General features: G+C 63.0%; 15 protein-coding genes. 7 read left to right on the top strand and 8 right to left on the bottom strand.

Going from position 1 to position 15,924, the window contains the following annotated elements:
• The first annotated feature begins 3 nt into the window (after positions 1-3).
• Entirely contained in the window at positions 4-312 is a 309-nt protein-coding gene (locus ACIPHM_RS17535) for a DUF4148 domain-containing protein (RefSeq protein WP_400330678.1), read from the top strand.
• A gap of 510 nt (positions 313-822) precedes the next feature.
• Here ACIPHM_RS17535 and ACIPHM_RS17530 read toward each other — a convergent pair.
• On the bottom strand, positions 823-1,743 hold the full coding sequence (locus tag ACIPHM_RS17530) for a dienelactone hydrolase family protein (RefSeq protein ID WP_400330675.1): 921 nt from the start codon (positions 1,741-1,743) through the stop codon (positions 823-825).
• Positions 1,744-1,969: 226 nt separating this feature from the next.
• On the opposite strand from ACIPHM_RS17530, the gene ACIPHM_RS17525 reads away from it, so the two are divergent.
• Positions 1,970-3,286 carry an O-acetylhomoserine aminocarboxypropyltransferase/cysteine synthase family protein gene (locus ACIPHM_RS17525; protein WP_400330672.1) on the top strand — a complete coding sequence of 439 codons (1,317 nt, stop codon included), beginning with the start codon at positions 1,970-1,972 and terminating at the stop codon, positions 3,284-3,286.
• Positions 3,287-3,536: 250 nt separating this feature from the next.
• Positions 3,537-4,388 (top strand): undecaprenyl-diphosphate phosphatase, encoded by an 852-nt coding sequence (locus tag ACIPHM_RS17520; protein ID WP_400330669.1) that lies wholly within the window; start codon positions 3,537-3,539, stop codon positions 4,386-4,388.
• Positions 4,389-4,459: 71 nt separating this feature from the next.
• Here ACIPHM_RS17520 and ACIPHM_RS17515 read toward each other — a convergent pair whose 3' ends face one another.
• Positions 4,460-5,323, bottom strand: coding sequence for a LysR substrate-binding domain-containing protein (locus tag ACIPHM_RS17515; protein WP_400330666.1), 864 nt, complete (start codon positions 5,321-5,323; stop codon positions 4,460-4,462).
• 149 nt (positions 5,324-5,472) lie between these two features.
• On the opposite strand from ACIPHM_RS17515, the gene psrA reads away from it, so the two are divergent.
• Entirely contained in the window at positions 5,473-6,570 is a 1,098-nt protein-coding gene (gene psrA / locus ACIPHM_RS17510) for an iron-containing alcohol dehydrogenase PsrA (protein ID WP_400330664.1), read from the top strand.
• A 213-nt stretch (positions 6,571-6,783) separates the two neighbouring features.
• Complete coding sequence (locus tag ACIPHM_RS17505; protein ID WP_400330662.1) at positions 6,784-8,091, top strand: MFS transporter; 1,308 nt, start codon at positions 6,784-6,786, stop codon at positions 8,089-8,091.
• 128 nt (positions 8,092-8,219) lie between these two features.
• Here the strand turns inward: ACIPHM_RS17505 and ACIPHM_RS17500 are convergent, their stop codons facing one another.
• Together ACIPHM_RS17500 and ACIPHM_RS17495 are read right to left on the bottom strand one after the other, a co-directional pair.
• Positions 8,220-8,465: a hypothetical protein gene (locus tag ACIPHM_RS17500; RefSeq protein WP_400330660.1), complete on the bottom strand. Its 246-nt coding sequence runs from the start codon at positions 8,463-8,465 to the stop codon at positions 8,220-8,222.
• Between the two features lie 193 nt (positions 8,466-8,658).
• Complete coding sequence (locus ACIPHM_RS17495) at positions 8,659-8,781, bottom strand: hypothetical protein (protein ID WP_400330658.1); 123 nt, start codon at positions 8,779-8,781, stop codon at positions 8,659-8,661.
• 434 nt (positions 8,782-9,215) lie between these two features.
• Between ACIPHM_RS17495 and ACIPHM_RS17490 the strand changes: the two genes are divergently transcribed.
• Together ACIPHM_RS17490 and ACIPHM_RS17485 are read left to right on the top strand one after the other, a co-directional pair.
• Positions 9,216-9,536 carry a DUF4148 domain-containing protein gene (locus ACIPHM_RS17490; protein ID WP_400330656.1) on the top strand — a complete coding sequence of 107 codons (321 nt, stop codon included), beginning with the start codon at positions 9,216-9,218 and terminating at the stop codon, positions 9,534-9,536.
• Positions 9,537-9,903: 367 nt separating this feature from the next.
• The gene (locus ACIPHM_RS17485; RefSeq protein ID WP_400330654.1) at positions 9,904-11,136 is read left to right on the top strand and encodes a hypothetical protein; all 1,233 of its coding nucleotides are present in this window, start codon (positions 9,904-9,906) and stop codon (positions 11,134-11,136) included.
• A gap of 19 nt (positions 11,137-11,155) precedes the next feature.
• On the opposite strand, the gene ACIPHM_RS17480 is transcribed toward ACIPHM_RS17485, so the two are convergent.
• The 4 genes from ACIPHM_RS17480 to ACIPHM_RS17465 all read right to left on the bottom strand — a co-directional run bounded on the left by ACIPHM_RS17480 (position 11,156) and on the right by ACIPHM_RS17465 (position 15,910).
• On the bottom strand, positions 11,156-12,415 hold the full coding sequence (locus tag ACIPHM_RS17480) for a hypothetical protein (RefSeq protein WP_400330652.1): 1,260 nt from the start codon (positions 12,413-12,415) through the stop codon (positions 11,156-11,158).
• Positions 12,416-12,577: 162 nt separating this feature from the next.
• Positions 12,578-13,063, bottom strand: coding sequence for a hypothetical protein (locus tag ACIPHM_RS17475; protein ID WP_400330650.1), 486 nt, complete (start codon positions 13,061-13,063; stop codon positions 12,578-12,580).
• Between the two features lie 237 nt (positions 13,064-13,300).
• The gene (locus ACIPHM_RS17470; RefSeq protein ID WP_400330647.1) at positions 13,301-14,410 is read right to left on the bottom strand and encodes an adenosine deaminase; all 1,110 of its coding nucleotides are present in this window, start codon (positions 14,408-14,410) and stop codon (positions 13,301-13,303) included.
• Positions 14,411-14,527: 117 nt separating this feature from the next.
• On the bottom strand, positions 14,528-15,910 hold the full coding sequence (locus ACIPHM_RS17465; RefSeq protein ID WP_400330645.1) for an NCS2 family permease: 1,383 nt from the start codon (positions 15,908-15,910) through the stop codon (positions 14,528-14,530).
• Positions 15,911-15,924: the final 14 nt, after the last annotated feature.

Raw genomic sequence — 15,924 nt, 5'->3', positions numbered from 1 at the left:
ATCATGAAGCGCACGCTTATTACCTCGGCTCTGGTTTCCGCAATGTTGGCTGTGTCGGCCGGCTCGGCCCTCGCCAGCGACGCGTTCGACGGTCCTTCGGAATTTTCGTGGGTGCCCCAAACCAGCGCGTTGACCCGCGCACAGGTTCGTGAAGAACTGGTGCAGGCTCAGAAGGCGGGGCTCGTGGTCCAGCACGATTCCGTGTACCCGAAGGCCGCCCCTAGCGCACAGCCCGCAACGGCCAGCGCTCCGGTCGCGATGGGTTCGGTGGGTGGCCTGCAACGCGCCGGTAGCACGTACTTCGGTAACTAATTTCGGCAACTGATCGCGTTCGCGAATCGCTGTACTTGCTTTATCACCTGTGAGCCGGCGCTAATACCGCGCTACGCGACTCCGGGTAGCCGTCTCCGATACCTAATCGGCCGCATTCATGGCGGCCGATTTTGTTTTGGGCGCGTGCTTTGTCGATGTCGCCGTTTTACCGGTAAAACGGCGGCTGTGGACAAGTCTGTCGATAACGCTGTGAACAAGCTGTGCCACGCCTGTGGGCAACCCTGTGGATGATCGGGGGATAGCCGGTGGAAAGCTCAGGGAAAAGTCACCGAATCGATGGGGATAATCGGTGGATATCCCGTGGATATGTGGTGGATATGCCTTGAACAACCGGGGGTAAGCCGGTGGATTTCCTGTGGAAATCCCCGCGTCTTCTGTGAGTAAGCTGTGGGTGGCCGGTGGACAACTGTCATGCGAATGCCCGCAAACGACCGCGGGGCAAGTCATTGCGGCCATCCATCGATGGCAGGAGCGAATTCTCCAGGAAATTCACCCGCCAAATGCCTTCGCCAAAAATGCGGTGACGCGCGCAATGGCATCGTCTCGCGCTTCGGGCTGGGTGCCGGTAATCGGCACGACGTGGGTTTTCGGATTCGTGAATTCGGTGCGTGCGCGAACCGGCAGATTCGGCGCATCGAAATCGTGATACGCCCCCGGATAGATGTGGAGCGTGATCGGGGCGCCTTGCGCCGTGACGTCCTTCACGAAGGCCTCGCACGGCGCGGCTTTGGTCCAGACGTCGTCCGCGCCCGTGAGCAGCAGCAACGGAATCTTCGTCGTCCAGTTCGCGCCCTGCGCCCTGGCGTTGCACCAGCCCGGATAGAAGGCGACGGCCGCGACGAAGTCCGGGGCAGACGTCGCATCCTGCGTCCGGCCGGGACGCTTGGGGCCGATAGAGAACAGCGTGGTGCCACCGCCGTGCGACCACCCCATCAAAGCGATGCGATCGGCGCGAATGCCGGGCAGCGATTGCAGATAGCGCAGTGCCCCGTAGGCGTCGCGCGGACGCTCGACCCACGGCCGGACCGGCCCGCCGCGAACACACTCGCTGCCTTGCCCGCGCGACGTGAAGCTGTCCACCATCAACACCGCATAGCCCTGCGCATTGAATCGGTGCGCCCAGTCCAGTTCGCGAGGCGCGATCGTGCCCTTGCGCGAGAACATGCCATTGCAGCCGTGCATGAAGACGACGGCGGGTGTCGGGCCGCTGGGGTTGGCGGCTCGGAACAGATAGGCGTCGATCATCACGGGCGCGCCGTTGCCGTCCGTATCCAGCGAGGCGATGCTGATCTTCTCCTGTGCGTTCGCGTTGCCACTGGATAAGCCGAGCCCGGCGAACGACAGGCATGCGAGGGCGAAAGCGAACGAGGAGATGGGGCGGCGCGTGCGCGCGGCGAAACGCAATGGCATGGGAAACCCTCCCGGAACGTGCGGCGACTCGTCTCGGTGCCGCTACTGCACGCACGATAGCGCGCGCAACGTCCCCTGTGTCTTTCGCGATATTACGAATGGTTGCGAGCGATTCGTCGTATCAGGCGCTAAGCATCCGCCAATCGGAGATAAGGCCGCCGCATGCCACCGATTAGAATGCCATCGGATACCTAACCGATGAAACGCTTATCCGGAGACATTCGGCATGACTGACAAGACCGACAACAACGACGCAACATCGCAAGCCCCGCAATGGCGACTCGAGACGCTGGCCGTGCACGGCGGCTACCGCCCCGATCCGACTACGCGCGCCGTGGCCGTCCCGATCTATCAGACGGTGGCCTACGCCTTCGACGATACGCAGCATGGCGCAGACCTGTTCGACCTCAAGGTGCCGGGCAACATCTACACCCGCATCATGAATCCGACGCAGGACGTGCTGGAGCAGCGCGTCGCCGCCCTCGAAGGCGGTGTGGCCGCGCTGGCGCTCGCGTCCGGTCAGGCCGCCGTCACTTATGCCATTCAGACGATTGCCGAAGCGGGCGATAACATCGTCGCGGCCAGCACGCTCTACGGCGGCACCTACAACCTGCTGGCGCACACGCTGCCGCTCTCGGGCATCACCACCCGCTTTGCCGATCCGCGCGAACCGGAATCCTTCGAGCCGCTCATCGACGCAAAGACCAAGGCCATCTTCGCGGAGTCGGTCGGCAACCCGCTGGGCAACATCACCGATATCGCGAAGCTCGCCGGGATTGCGCATCGTCATGGCATTCCGCTCATCATCGACAACACGGTGACGTCGCCGTATTTGCTGCGTCCGTTCGAGCATGGCGCCGACATCGTGGTGCATTCGCTGACGAAGTACCTCGGCGGACACGGAACGAGCCTGGGTGGCGCGATCGTCGACTCCGGTAAATTCCCGTGGGCGGAGCACAAGGAGCGTTTCAAGCGACTCAACGAGCCGGACGTGAGCTATCACGGCGTGGTGTACACGGAAGCCTTCGGCCCGGCAGCCTACATCGGCCGCGCCCGTGTGGTGCCGCTGCGTAACACCGGTGCCGCCATCTCCCCGTTCAACGCCTTCCAGATCCTCCAGGGCATCGAGACGCTCGCGCTGCGTCTGGACCGCATTACCGACAACGCGCTGAAGGTCGCGCAGTTCCTCAAGACCCACCCGAAGGTGGAATGGGTGAATTACGCGGGGCTGCCGGAGCATCCGGATCACGCGCTCGTAAAGAAATACCTGTCGGGACGCGGGCCGGGCATTCTCACCTTCGGTGTAAAGGGCGGACGTGCCGCCGGTGCGGCGTTTCAGGACGCACTGCAACTCTTCACGCGTCTGGTCAACATCGGCGACGCCAAGTCGCTCGCCACGCACCCGGCGTCGACCACGCACCGTCAACTGTCGCCGGAGGAATTGCGCAAGGCGGGGGTGAGCGAGGAGACGGTGCGTCTGTCCATCGGTATCGAGCACATCGACGATCTGCTCGCGGATCTGGATCAGGCGCTGCGCAAGTAAGCGCGCGCGGCGCTGACGAAAACGCTGACGAAGGCACCGACGCGAGGCCGCGAATCGTTGCATCAGATCGCGTCGACTTGCGGCCCGGTTTTTGGCGCCGCCCCTGGCAACCTCATTGCCTGCCAATTCTGTCGGAGTATCATGCGCGGCAGCCGGTTGAGGGCAGGCGACCGGCGCCGCGGTCATGTGACTGTCACGAAAAAGTCACAATGACGGCGTACTGTCCTTGCCCATTTCCCAAGGATTGCGCATGGATTATCTGCAAGTGCTTGTGCTCGCCATCGTGCAAGGCGTGGCGGAGCTGCTTCCCGTGTCGAGCTCGGCGCACGTGATCATGGCCGAGAAGCTGATGGGCCTCGATCCGTCGTCGCCGGCCATGACGTTGTTGCTCGTCATGCTGCATACCGGCACGATGCTCGCCGTCATCGTCTATTTCTGGAAGTCGTGGCGCGAACGTTATTTCTCGTCGAAACACGATTTCATCCACAACGCGAAGCAGGTCATCATTGCGACGGCTTTCACCGGCGTGATCGGTCTGGCGCTGATGTTCTTCATCGAGAAGGTGCTGATGCGCGGCTCCGAGCATGCCGAGATCGAGCATCTGTTCGGCAACCTGTACATCATCTCGGCCGGTCTCGCGATGGCCGGCATTCTGATCCTGATCTCGGGCCGCAAGCGTGCGCCGATGGGGGATCGTCCGATGCGGGGTGCCGATTCCGCCTGGATCGGCGCGGTGCAGGGCATTTGCCTGCCCTTCCGCGGCTTCTCGCGCTCGGGCTCGACCATCTCGACGGGCATGCTGCGCGGCCTGGACAAGGTACGTGTCGAAGAATTCAGCTTCGCACTGGCCGTGGTGCTCACGCCGCCGGTGATCGTCAAAGAGGCTTACCGTCTGTACAAATCGGGCGGCGCGCAAACGTTCTCCGGTCACTTCATGTCGGTGCTCACGCCGAGCCTCGTCGGCATGGTGTTCAGCTTTCTCGCCGGCCTCGTGGCGCTGCGCTGGTTGTCGCGCTGGCTCGAACACGGCCGCTGGTATCTGTTCGGCATTTACTGCCTCGTCGCCTCGGCCGTCGTGCTCGCAGCAAGTCAGTACCTGTAAGAGTTGAAGCCTTCCGAGGGCAGCCCTATCGAGCGGCTGCCCTCGCGTCGTTCCCGCGATGCCTTTCGGCATCACACCAGTCCCGCCACGACCTCCAGAAACGCAGCGATCACGCGCGACTCGCGCCGTTCCGCCAGACACACGATGACGGTGGTGGTTTCCACGCGCGCGTCGCGGATCGCGACCGTGGCCAACCGCTCGTCGGGCGTATGCTCACGCGCGGACACCGCAGCAATGCCTAGCCCCAATATCACGGCTTCGCGAATCGCTTCGCGGCTGCCGATCTCCATGGTGACGTTTGGCGTGACCCCGGCCTCCTGCAATGCCGCTTCGAGCGCGTGACGCGTGGTCGATCCCGGCTCGCGCATGAGCATCGGCTCGTCCGCGAGCTCGGCGAGTTTCACGCTGCGGCGTTGTGCGAAGCGGTGCGTGCTCGGCACCAGCAGCACTACAGGATGCGTGCGATAAGGCACCGCGTGCAGACGCCCATCGTCGTGATAGCGCGCGAGCACGGCGACGTCCGTCTGGTACACCAGCAGGCTCTCGATCATCTCCTCCGAATTGCCCGGCCGCATGGAAATGCGGATGCCCGGAAAGCGCGGCTGGAAGGCCGCCACGATCTCCATGGCGTGATGCGGCCCGACCGCCCCCAGACGCAATTCGCCCGTGCGCAGCCCGCCGTGTTCCTTGAGCAGGCCAAGCGCTTCGACCTCGTCGGAGAAGATGCGCAGACTCACCGCATAGAGCGCCTTGCCGGTCGGCGTGAGCGTCAGTCCCCTGCCATGACGGTAGAACAGCTCGACGCCGTAGGTCTCTTCCAGCGCACGAATCTGCGTGGTCATCGTGGGCTGGCTCACATGCAGCGCCTGCGCCGCACGCGTGACGCTGCCGTGGTGCGCCGCCGCATGAAACGAGCGCAACTGGGTCATTCGCATCGGTGACGCTCCCGTGACGAGGTATAGGTTTTGCCAATAGATTGGCGAAAAAATGTGAATTGGAAGTATAGGACGGCGCTGACCATAATCCAGCTCAATCTTCGTCAATCGATCGCAATGTCTTCGGGCGCTGCGGCACCGTCCTCACCATGAATGCACGTTCGCGTTTTCACAATCCGGTCGACGTCCACTTCGGTGCGGGCGCCCTCGCCCATTTGCCCGAACTCGTTGGCCACCACCGCGCGGTGCTCGTCACCATGCCCGAAGCGCGTGCGCTCGGCATGACCGGACAGATCGAAGCGTTGCTCGGTCAGCGCCTCGCAGGGGTGATCGATCAAGTCAGCCCGAACCCGGATGTGCGCGAACTCGCGCCGATGTACGGCGACTTCTGGCGTCGTTACGCGCAGTGCGAAGTGATCGTGGCGCTGGGTGGCGGCAGTGCGCTCGACACGGCCAAGCTGTTGATGGTGGCGGGCGACGACGATCGTTTCGCCACCCTCGTCGATGCGCTCGATGCCGGGGGCGCCTTCCGGCCTACGCGCACCAAGCGTCTCATCACGATCCCGACGACCGCAGGCACCGGCAGCGAAGTCACGCCGTGGGCCACGCTGTGGGATCGTCACGTGAAGCGCAAGAAATACTCGCTGCATCTGCCCGAGACGTGGCCGGAGGCGGCGATCGTCGATCCGCATCTGACACGCTCGCTGCCGCGCGCCGTCACGCTGCAAAGCGGTCTCGACGCCCTCTCGCATGCGCTCGAAGCGATCTGGAACGTCAACGCCAATCCGGTTTCCGACACGTTCGCCGTGGCGGCCGCACGCAACATGATGTACGTGCTGCCGAAGCTCATGGCGTTGCCGCACGACATGGCGCTGCGTACGCAGGCGGCGCTCGCCGCGCTTCAGGCAGGCATGGCGTTCTCGAATACGAAGACGGCGCTCGCGCACTCGATTTCGTACGACATGACGATTCGCTACGGTTTGCCGCACGGTATCGCCTGCTCGTTCACGTTGCCGGCGGTGATGCGTCTGGCGATCGGGCGCCGTGCCGACCGCGACGCCGTGCTCGCGCAAGTGTTCGATGGCGATGTCGCGGGGGCGCCCGATGTGCTCACGGCGTTCCTCAACGGGCTGGGTGTGGCGACGGAATTCTCCGCGTACGGCGTGAGCGAGCCGGAATCCAGCGCGATGATCGCCGCGGCACTCGACGGTCCGCGCGGTCGCAACTTCATTGGCGTCGTTGCCTGATCGACGCCGGTATGGCGGTTTTCGTGTGCGTTATCGCGTCATGACGACGCATGCGTGTTTTCGAGTCTTACCCGCAGTCCCCGCAACACCCATCATCAAAAAAACAGCCGCGTGCCGATATCGCGGTATCGAGACATCCAGGAGACAGACGCCCGGTGCAGACCGGCGCGTCGCAGCGCGCCGCCGTGGCGCGGCGCATCAACAGGAGGCGCAATGGAACAGGTTCTCACCGGGGTTGGCGCGCGGGATGCCGTCAACGCCGAAAAAGCGGTGCGCACAGTCGCGCTGGCCAGCCTGATCGGCACGACCGTCGAGTGGTATGACTTCTTTCTGTACGGGACCATTACCGGCCTCGTCTTCAACAAACTTTTCTTTCCCAGCGGCGACGCCTTCGTGGCGACCGCGCTCGCTTACACCGTCTACGCCGTGGGTTTCGCCACGCGTCCGCTCGGCGGCATTCTCTTCGGTCACTTCGGCGACCGGATCGGACGCAAGCCACTGCTGATCGTCACGCTCTCCATCATGGGCGTGTCGACGTTCCTGATCGGACTCGTGCCGACTTACGACAGCATCGGCATTGCTGCGCCGCTGATCCTGCTGTTTCTGCGGCTGCTGCAAGGCATCGGTTTGGGCGGCGAATGGGGCGGTGCGGTGTTGATGGCGTTCGAATACGCGCCGCGCGACAAACGCGGGCAGTTCGCGGCATATCCGCAGATCGGGCTGGCTGTCGGGCTGTGTCTGTCGACGGGGGTGGTCGCGCTGCTTTCGTCAACGCTGACCGACGCGCAGTTCATGTCGTGGGGCTGGCGTCTCGCGTTCATGCTCAGTCTGGTGCTCGTGGCGGTCGGCATGTTCATCCGGCTGCGGGTGCTGGAGACGCCCGAGTTCGCGCGCATCAAGGACAGTCAGCACGTGGCCCATGTGCCGCTCTCGGAGATCGTGCGCGACTACCGGCGCAATGTCCTGCTCGGCTGGGGCGCGCGTTATATCGACGGCGTGGTGTTCAACGTCTACGCGGTATTCGCGATCTCGTATCTCGTCGGCACGCTGCATTTTCCGAAGACGCCGATTCTGCTGGCCGTCACGCTCGCTGCGGCGGTGCTGGTCGTGACGATTCCCTACGCGTCGAAGCTCTCCGACCGTATCGGCCGCCGACGGGTGTTCGCCGGTGGTGCGCTGGCATGCGGCGTGTCGGCGATCCCGGCGCTGGCGGTCATGCACTACTCGTCGAGCGTCTGGTGGGTGTCGCTGGCGGTGATCGTGCCGCTGGGCGTGGTGTATGCGTTCGTGTACGGACCGGAAGCGTCGATGTTCTGCGAGCTCTTCGACACACGGGTGCGCTACACCGGCATCTCGGTCGTGTATCAGGTCTCGGGCATCGTCTCCAGCTCGATCACACCGTTGGTGGCGGCGACGCTGCTCGAATACGGCGGTCACAAGCCGTGGTGGATCGCGGTGTACGTGCTGGCGGTCGGATGCCTGTCAGCAGCGTGTGCGAAGGCGATGAAGCGGACTTACTGAGGGCGCTGAGGGGAGCTTGAGGCGCATGTGGGGGACGTTCCGGAAATCGGAACCACGGCAGGCCGGCGGATGGCTCCCCGGCTTGCCGTGTTTTTTTAACGCTGGCGCTCGTCGACGCTTGCGAGCACTTACTGGCCGAAGTAGATCGAGCCGGCGCGATTCACGCGACCCGGAACTTCGTACACCGGCGAGACGACCGTGCCTTGCTGGGCGGCCACCGGACCCGGTTGTGCCTGCACCTGCACCTGGGCCTGCTGCTGGGCTTGCTGGGGTTGTGCGGCCGGTTGCGTGTTCTCGGCGGCGTTAGCGTTCGTCATGGCGGCTGCACCGAGCAGCGCGGCAGCAATCGTCGAAGCGATCAGAACCTGTTTCATTTTCATTTCTCCTGTCTGGCGAGACGTCCACCATGGGCGCCGTCATTGCCGCCAATTTACGCGCGCGTAACAAGGAGAAAAATGCGTTCCCGGATAAGGACGCATTGCTGAAAACGAAATAATCAAAGGCTGACGAAGCAGATTCTTCGTCGCGACCGGCGAAACCGCCGGGTCGACTCCCGACCTCCGGTGATCAGCGACGCGTCACGCGCACGCGAGCTTGCTCACGACGCGAACGGGCGGCACGGCTGCGCAGATACGAGGCGGTGAGCAGCGAGGCGCTCGCCAGCAAAAGGAAGGAACCGAGGGCAGCCATGGGAATGCTCCTGTATGAGCCGGCATCGTCTGCGGTGCGGCGCACCTTGCGAGTCACGATGTCGACCAACTTCATCATGTTGTCACTCTACTGCTGGCGCACTTTGCAATAAACCCCTTCGGATCAAACACGCTGTTGCGCGCCGCGGCATTTCCCGTCGGAATCCCGCCTGAAGCGCGTCAGATAGGCGCCATATATCCAGTTCAACGGCGTTAAGTGGTTGATTTTCAATCGATTTTTCGAATCGGACGATCGGTTGCATTTCGTAGACGCTCAGTTGCGAAAAAACCACGGGTTTTCCCTAAGATTCACTCATGCCAACGCGACGGACACCGCAACGCAGCAAAACGAAGTGCCCCCCGGCCTCCCTGCTGCCGATGCCCCGAACGCTAGCTGTTTGAGACGAAATCAACCAAATTGACAGGAGTATGACCATGAACACCCGTATCCTTGCCGCCGTTGTCGCCGCTGCTTCGCTTGTTTCGGCCTCTGCTTTCGCCGACGCCCGTTACGATGACAACGCCCCCGATCTGCAAGTGGCCACACAAAGCCAGGTTTCCCGTGCCGAAGTGCGTGCCGAACTGGTGCAGGCCGCCGCGAACGGTCAACTGAGCCAGACCGAAACCGGTGCGCCGCTGGTGACGGCAACGCAAGCGCAAGCCGCCATCGAAGCGCCGGCCGACTCGCTGACCCGTGCCGACGTGCGTGCGCAACTGAGCGAGCACATCGTGTTCGCCCAAGACAACCGTTCGTAATCCGGCGTCTTCGCAGCACAGTCGTTCTGTAGCACCGCAACACCGCAATATCCACGCATCGACCCCAAGCGATGCGCCGCCGCCGGACCGTCAAGGCCGGCGGTTTTTTATGGGCCGCCGGAAGCACCACCTTCAGAGGTGTGCCGTCGTCCGCTGCGAAGCTGCACGACAAGTCGCGGTGCAAATTCAGAAGCGCTCACCAGGATTGTCCGTAGAATTTGCGCGGCCGCTTTGACCGCAATGCCGGAAAGCGCGTACACCCCACGGGCGCCGTCGAATGTCGTCCGGACGAAAATCCCCACCTGGTTCCTTTCCCTGAATGCTGCACTCGTCTTCCCACAGTCAAATATCGCAGGGCGCCCCCTACGTGCCCGCCAACGCTGAGCGCGTCGAGAACGCCATCGTCGCCAATGCCCTGCGGGGCGCTCGTCCGCTTGCCCCGCAAGCCGAGCAAGCGCTGGAAGACGTGATCGCGCGTCATGGTGCCGATGTGGTGGCACGGCAGGCGGTGCCGCAGGCGTCGGCACCGGCGGAGGCCCGGTACTACTTGCTGAGTCAGCCCGAGGTTTCGCGGATCGTTCGACGACCGATCGCGCCACCCGCGCCAAAGCGCTACCTCGGCTTCGATCGCGTCGCTCAGTCACTGCGGCATATCGCCATCGCCGTGAACATGACGATGCGGACTCGACTGCAAATCGATCCGCTTGAAGTTCAGGCGAGCGTTTTCGGCGGCCGCATGCACATTGCCTCGAATTTCCACGCCGACCGCATTCGTGAGGCCCTGCATCTCGCGCTGACGGACGACACCCTCATGTCGGGCGCGCCACGACGCCCCGCGCCGGGCGATGAACGCGACTGGGATGCGATGATCATGTCCCGGCGTGTGCGCGACATTGCCAAACTCAGGGATCACTATGTCGACGGCCGTGGTCTGCGCGACAGGCGTGCGGCGGCGCGCGTCGAAATTACCGCGGGCGTGGGTCTGCCGGCGCAGGGAGCGCTCCCGACGGACAGCGCGCTGCGTCAGCTCGACGACGCTTTCGACACGTTGCGTGACGTGCTGCGAGACGCCGCGGATGCCGCACCGACATTTCGTAATCTCGTGGTGCACACCCCCATGGACGGCGTGCCCCGGCTCTCGTCGTTGCCGCCCGGGATCACGCAGACCATGCACGCCGAGCAGTGTATCGAGGCGGCAATCGCAGAAAATGCCGAGGTCTGGCATCGCGATGCGCTCGCGCGGTTGAACCTGCCATCCGATACGTTGATCGTCGTACCGATGGCTGGCCGCTTCGTACCGTGCGCCGCATGTGCCGAAGTGGAAGCCGAAAATCGCACGGACGGCGGCCTGTTCGATCCGGCCAACGGACGGTTTGCGCTGCATCGCAGCAGTCGCCGAATCGGCATGGCGTTCGCGAACGAAGTCCAGCACATCGCGCAGGCCACATTGGCGGCGACACCGGACGCGGCGGCACGGCGAGCACAGACCATTGCCGATCGTTTTCTCCGCGCACCGCAGGCGTTGCGCGCCTACGATGAGCCCGTCGTGCTGGATTACTCGCTCGACACCGAAAGCGAAAGTTCGGGCGACGAGTCGTGACTCTCGCCCGAACCTCGTTTTACTCGAGATTTTCCGGGGTGGGGGATGCGCGTAACGCGTCATCCTTCAGACGCGAGAGCATGTCCGCGCCGAGCGCCGTATCCTTGAGGTCGGCATAGGTCGCGCGATCGCGGTAGTGAAGCATTTCACTGCCGTCGGTCACACCGATCGAAGCCGACATGATCTCGTGATATGAGTGATGGTTCTTGGGCGGCATCAGGTTCGCCATCATGACCATGCGAGCCTCGGCCAGTGACGGCCAATCGGACACGTCTCCCGAGTAAGCCGCCATTTCCCGACACTGCGCGTAGTGATTCAGATAACGCAGCGTATGGCCGCTCGGACCGGAGATGACTGGTTTGTCGTGCACGATCGCCCCCAACGCAAATCCGGCGATCTGCGGATCGCTGCGATCGGAAGTCTTGACCATGTTCGAGCGATCACCCGTACGGTGTTGACGCACATGCGACCCGATCGGATTCAGATCGCGGCCGTTCGCTTCGTCACTGGTGTACTCCGCGGTGCTCCATGTAATGTCGAGAACATCGTGCAGAAGGCGATGGCGTTCTTCAGGGTTGCATTTGAACATGTATGCCACGACGTCCTTCGTCGCCGAGTTGCCCTCCTCATTGCACACGCGCCCGACGCCCAAATGTGTGAGGGCTTCGCCGAACGACGCTGCGTCGACAGCAATTCCTCTCAGCGTTTCCCATCGGTCTTGCATGACCTTCTTGATCCGGACCGGTATCTGGATGGGCGAAGTGATCTCGGCAATCGGCACGTCGAACTCGCGCAGGTTCCACGGATTCATTGGATTGTCGGGGTGCGGCGCGGCGTTGAACATATTGCGGCGCCGTTTCGGGTTGGGTGCATCGGGAGCGTCGTACTGCGGCGCTTCGGCTTTGATGAGGGTTGCCAGTACGTGGGCGTCGAGCGTGTCCCGCGAGTTCAGGCATTCGTCCGCGCCACCGATACCCACCCGCTCCGCCTGAATCTTGGCCCGGGCGAAGTCGTCGAAATCTTCGAAGCGCATGGGGGTTCCGGTCAGCTCACGGATGCGCCGTGCAATATCGCGTATCTGCGGCTCATCGCACAGCGCCTGTCCCAACTTGCGCTCGAACTCCACGCGCGCGGCCGCCTTCGGATAGTAGGGTTCGCAGTCGAAGAGATTGCGGCCTGCATCCACTCTCCGATACTTATCGAAGGCCGCACTGTCGGGCAGCGATTCCAACGAATCGGAGCGCGTTCTCAAACCCACATCGATTCGCAACGCGGGCATGGGCCGTTCCGGCGCCATTTGCACCTGCCGTTCAAGTGTCTGGTTGTCGGGCTCGCTCGCAACGCGTGCCCGATTCAGAAACTGGGTGCTAAGCGCCATTTCCAGAAGATTGCCGGTGGAATGTACGCGTGCAATGTTTGACTGAACGGTCAACATAATGAACTAATTCACCTCATTTCTTAAAAATTTAACCAGGTTTCGATATTCGGAAAAACAGGCATTGATGCGGTTCTCTGAATTTTCAGGCGTATCACCATATTCAATGTCAGTTAATCCGAAAAGCAAAAATCCCTCCGGCTCGGAAATAAAGAGCGTCGGGGGACATATGTCTCCTGAAATGCAGTTTTTAATTATCAAGTTAATTAGTTCAGGCCGACTCAGCATTGCCGGTGGCACGTCGATCCGGAAGTAAACGTCGAACGTATCGACCGAGTCGTTGGCGCGAAAATAGATCGCGTCGCCGTTCTCCAGCGTCACACCCGCGCCGGGAGACGTTCGGGCCTGTAAGCCGGACAGCCCGTTGCGGCGGCCGAAGGCGTCGAGAAAATCGTTGAGTCGACGTTGCGACATCCCCGGAGATTGCGAACTCCGGGCTGCTGCGTCAGTGAGTTCCGTGCCGTAGGGGGGTGCGCGGAAATTCGGTTGCATGATACTTTCGCCCAATAATCGTTGTAATTCGGGCGAATGTTAATCGGTTGCCGTTACGGCGAATAGACAGGGCTGCGGTTTTGGGGTGAATCATCGGGAATGAATCTGATATTTCCCGGCTTTCAATTTCCGCAGTCTGATTCGGAACCTTTTGTTTTTTATTTGTCGGCAGGCAAAAAAAAGCCGCCCGAAGGCGGCTCAAGGTCGGGTGAGACCAAGGAAAAGCGTTGCTGCGGGTCAGGCCGCCAGCGACTCGGTGAGCGCGTCGCGCGCGGCGTCGAACGCCTGCGCGAAAGGGCGCTGCCATGCACGTCGCGTGCTGTCGTCGATCCACGCGCCGTCGAGACCGTTCTGCATGAAGCCGCGCAGGTCGTCGAGCGAAAAACCGAAGTGGCTGTACATCAGCTCCCACGCCTGCGCCGGATTGACCTTGTGCAGCGTCGGATCGTCGGTGTTCGGGTGAAGCTTCAGGCCGAGGCCCGGCATGCGGCGGATCGGGTGATCTTCCGCCCAGCGCTCCGGCGTGAGCGTGCGCAGGTAATACGAATTCGTCGGCACCACGGTGAAGACGATGCCGCGCTCGGCGCATTCACGGGCGAAATCCGGCGCGTCGACGATGGTGTAGCCGTGGTCGATACGATCGCACTTGAGCAGCTCGACGGCGGTCTCGACGTTCGTCCAGGGCGTCCCGAATTCGCCCGCGTGCGCCGTTGTCTTGAAACCGGCCAGACGCGCGTTGCGATAGGCCTTCCAGAACAGCTCCGGCGGACGGTCGTTTTCGCGATAGTCGATGCCAATGCCGATCACTTCGTCGGCACGGTGCGCGCGCATCCACTCGACCATCTCGACGGCCTCGCGGGCATCGGCTTCACGGTCGATGCTCGGAATGAGACGGCCGACGATGCCGTGATCGCGCTCGGCGTCGCGAATGGCGGCCACGATGGCGCCTTGTGCGCTCGCATACGGAATGCCCGAGGTGCGAACGGTGCCCGTCGGGTTCCAGAAGAACTCGCTGTAGCGCACGTTGTGCGCGGCGGCGTCTGCCAGATACTCGTAGGCGATGCGATGCAGATCGTCCGGCGAGGTCAGCAAATACTCGTCGAGCGCGCGCAGCACGCGCAGTACCCCGATGGGCTTTTCGCCACGCGTGTAGAAGCTGTCGATCTCCGCGCGCTCGAGCGGTGCGTTCGACTTTTCTGCCAGCGCCACGAACGTGTCGTGACGCACGGCGCCCAGCAAATGGCAGTGCAATTCAACTTTCGGCATCGCACGGAAGAACGTGCGATGCGCCTCCTGAATCTGCACGCCGGTGCGTGCGGCGGGCACATGGCCCGGTGTCTCTGTCATAACGTCTAGTCTTGGTGATTTCATTGGCACCCGCCGGTGCCGGTTGGGTTTCGGGCGCGTATATCCATAACCGGCCGTCGATTACCGGCCCTCGATCAGCGACGTATCAGCGACGTATCAGTGACGTCCCACGACCGTCCAGAAGTAATACGCCAGCGGCAACGCCAGCACATACAGTCCCCACGGCAATTCCTTGAAGCGGCCCATCAACGCCTTGACCAGCACATAGCACAGCAGACCGCCGGCAATCCCGGTGCCGAAGCTGTTCGAGAGCAGCGTGAGCAGCACCATGGCGAGCACGGGGAACGCGTCGCTGAAGTCGTCGAACGGCACATGTCGGATTGTGCTGAACATCGACAGACCGATCAGGATCAGCGCGGGGGCCGTGGCTTCCTTGGGAATGGCCAGGGCCACAGGCACGAAGAAGCACACCAGCGCGAACATCACGGCAGCCGCGATCGACGTCAGGCCGGTGCGGCCACCGGCTTCGACGCCGGCGGCGGACTCGACCAGCGCGGTGAGCGCGGGAATGCCCAGCAGCGCGCCGCCGGTCGCCGCGATCGAATCGACGAGGAACGGACGGTTGATGTTCTGCATGTTGCCGTGCTCGTCGAGCAGGCCGGCCTTGCCGCCGACCGCGAGCGTGGTGCCCAGCGTGGAGAAGAATTCCGCCGCGAAGAACGCGAACAGGTAAGGCAGCGACGCAATCGTCAGCGCGCTTTTCAGATCGAGCTGGAACGCCACCGGCGCCATGCTGTGCGGCAGCGAGATGAACGACTCGGGCACCTTCGTCACGCCCAGCGGCACACCGGCCAGCGCGGCAACGAGAATCGACCAGAGGATCGCGCCCGGCACCTTGCGGCCTTGCAGCAACACGGCTACGCCCAGACCGATCAGGGCGACGATGGTGCCCGGCTTGCTGAAGTCGCCCAACGCGAACGCATTCGTCTTCGCGTTGGCGATCACCATCCCCGCGTTACGCACGCCGAGCACGGCGATAAACAGACCGATGGAGGCGCCCAGACCCAGTTTGATGGCCGTCGGAATCAGACGCGCCACCACGCTGCGTGCGCCGATTACGGTCAGCAGCAGGAACAGCACGCCGGAGAGGAACGCGATGGCGATGCCGGTTTGCCAGGCCACGTGTTCGGTGGCGGCGAGCGTGACGCCCACGATCACCGACCCGCCAATGCCGGGACCGACCACGAACGGCAGATTCGCGTAGAAGCCCATCAGCACCGAGAACAGCACGAAGACCAGCATCACGGCCGTGGTGGCCGCACCGCGGTCCATGCCGCCGGTGGCGAGCAGTGACGGAATCACGACGAGCAGATAGGCCGCAGCGAGGAATGTGGTGATGCCGGCCAGCACTTCGGTGCGCACGCTGGAGCCGCGTGCGGCGATGGCGAAGCGGCGCTCGAGCCAGCCGCCCTGCGCCGTCGCAGTGTGGCCCGGGGACAGCGAAGGCGCCGTGTCGCGCTCAGGAGAAGAAGTCTGCATAAGCCAAGAATAGA

The organism is Pandoraea sp. NPDC087047, assembly GCF_044745225.1.
GTDB lineage: Bacteria > Pseudomonadota > Gammaproteobacteria > Burkholderiales > Burkholderiaceae > Pandoraea.
The sequence above is the reverse complement of the archived record's forward strand: the minus strand, read 5'-3'. Positions and strand labels throughout refer to the sequence as shown.

Excerpts from the sequence above, each read along its gene's own strand:
- ACIPHM_RS17535 (WP_400330678.1), top strand. The coding sequence starts at position 4 with ATGAAGCGCACGCTTATTACCTCGGCTCTGGTTTCCGCAATGTTGGCT.
- ACIPHM_RS17530 (WP_400330675.1), bottom strand. The coding sequence starts at position 1,743 with ATGCCATTGCGTTTCGCCGCGCGCACGCGCCGCCCCATCTCCTCGTTC.
- ACIPHM_RS17525 (WP_400330672.1), top strand. The coding sequence starts at position 1,970 with ATGACTGACAAGACCGACAACAACGACGCAACATCGCAAGCCCCGCAA.
- ACIPHM_RS17520 (WP_400330669.1), top strand. The coding sequence starts at position 3,537 with ATGGATTATCTGCAAGTGCTTGTGCTCGCCATCGTGCAAGGCGTGGCG.
- ACIPHM_RS17515 (WP_400330666.1), bottom strand. The coding sequence starts at position 5,323 with ATGCGAATGACCCAGTTGCGCTCGTTTCATGCGGCGGCGCACCACGGC.
- psrA (WP_400330664.1), top strand. The coding sequence starts at position 5,473 with ATGAATGCACGTTCGCGTTTTCACAATCCGGTCGACGTCCACTTCGGT.
- ACIPHM_RS17505 (WP_400330662.1), top strand. The coding sequence starts at position 6,784 with ATGGAACAGGTTCTCACCGGGGTTGGCGCGCGGGATGCCGTCAACGCC.
- ACIPHM_RS17500 (WP_400330660.1), bottom strand. The coding sequence starts at position 8,465 with ATGAAACAGGTTCTGATCGCTTCGACGATTGCTGCCGCGCTGCTCGGT.
- ACIPHM_RS17495 (WP_400330658.1), bottom strand. The coding sequence starts at position 8,781 with ATGGCTGCCCTCGGTTCCTTCCTTTTGCTGGCGAGCGCCTCGCTGCTC.
- ACIPHM_RS17490 (WP_400330656.1), top strand. The coding sequence starts at position 9,216 with ATGAACACCCGTATCCTTGCCGCCGTTGTCGCCGCTGCTTCGCTTGTT.
- ACIPHM_RS17480 (WP_400330652.1), bottom strand. The coding sequence starts at position 12,415 with ATGCCCGCGTTGCGAATCGATGTGGGTTTGAGAACGCGCTCCGATTCG.
- ACIPHM_RS17475 (WP_400330650.1), bottom strand. The coding sequence starts at position 13,063 with ATGCAACCGAATTTCCGCGCACCCCCCTACGGCACGGAACTCACTGAC.
- ACIPHM_RS17470 (WP_400330647.1), bottom strand. The coding sequence starts at position 14,410 with ATGACAGAGACACCGGGCCATGTGCCCGCCGCACGCACCGGCGTGCAG.
- ACIPHM_RS17465 (WP_400330645.1), bottom strand. The coding sequence starts at position 15,910 with ATGCAGACTTCTTCTCCTGAGCGCGACACGGCGCCTTCGCTGTCCCCG.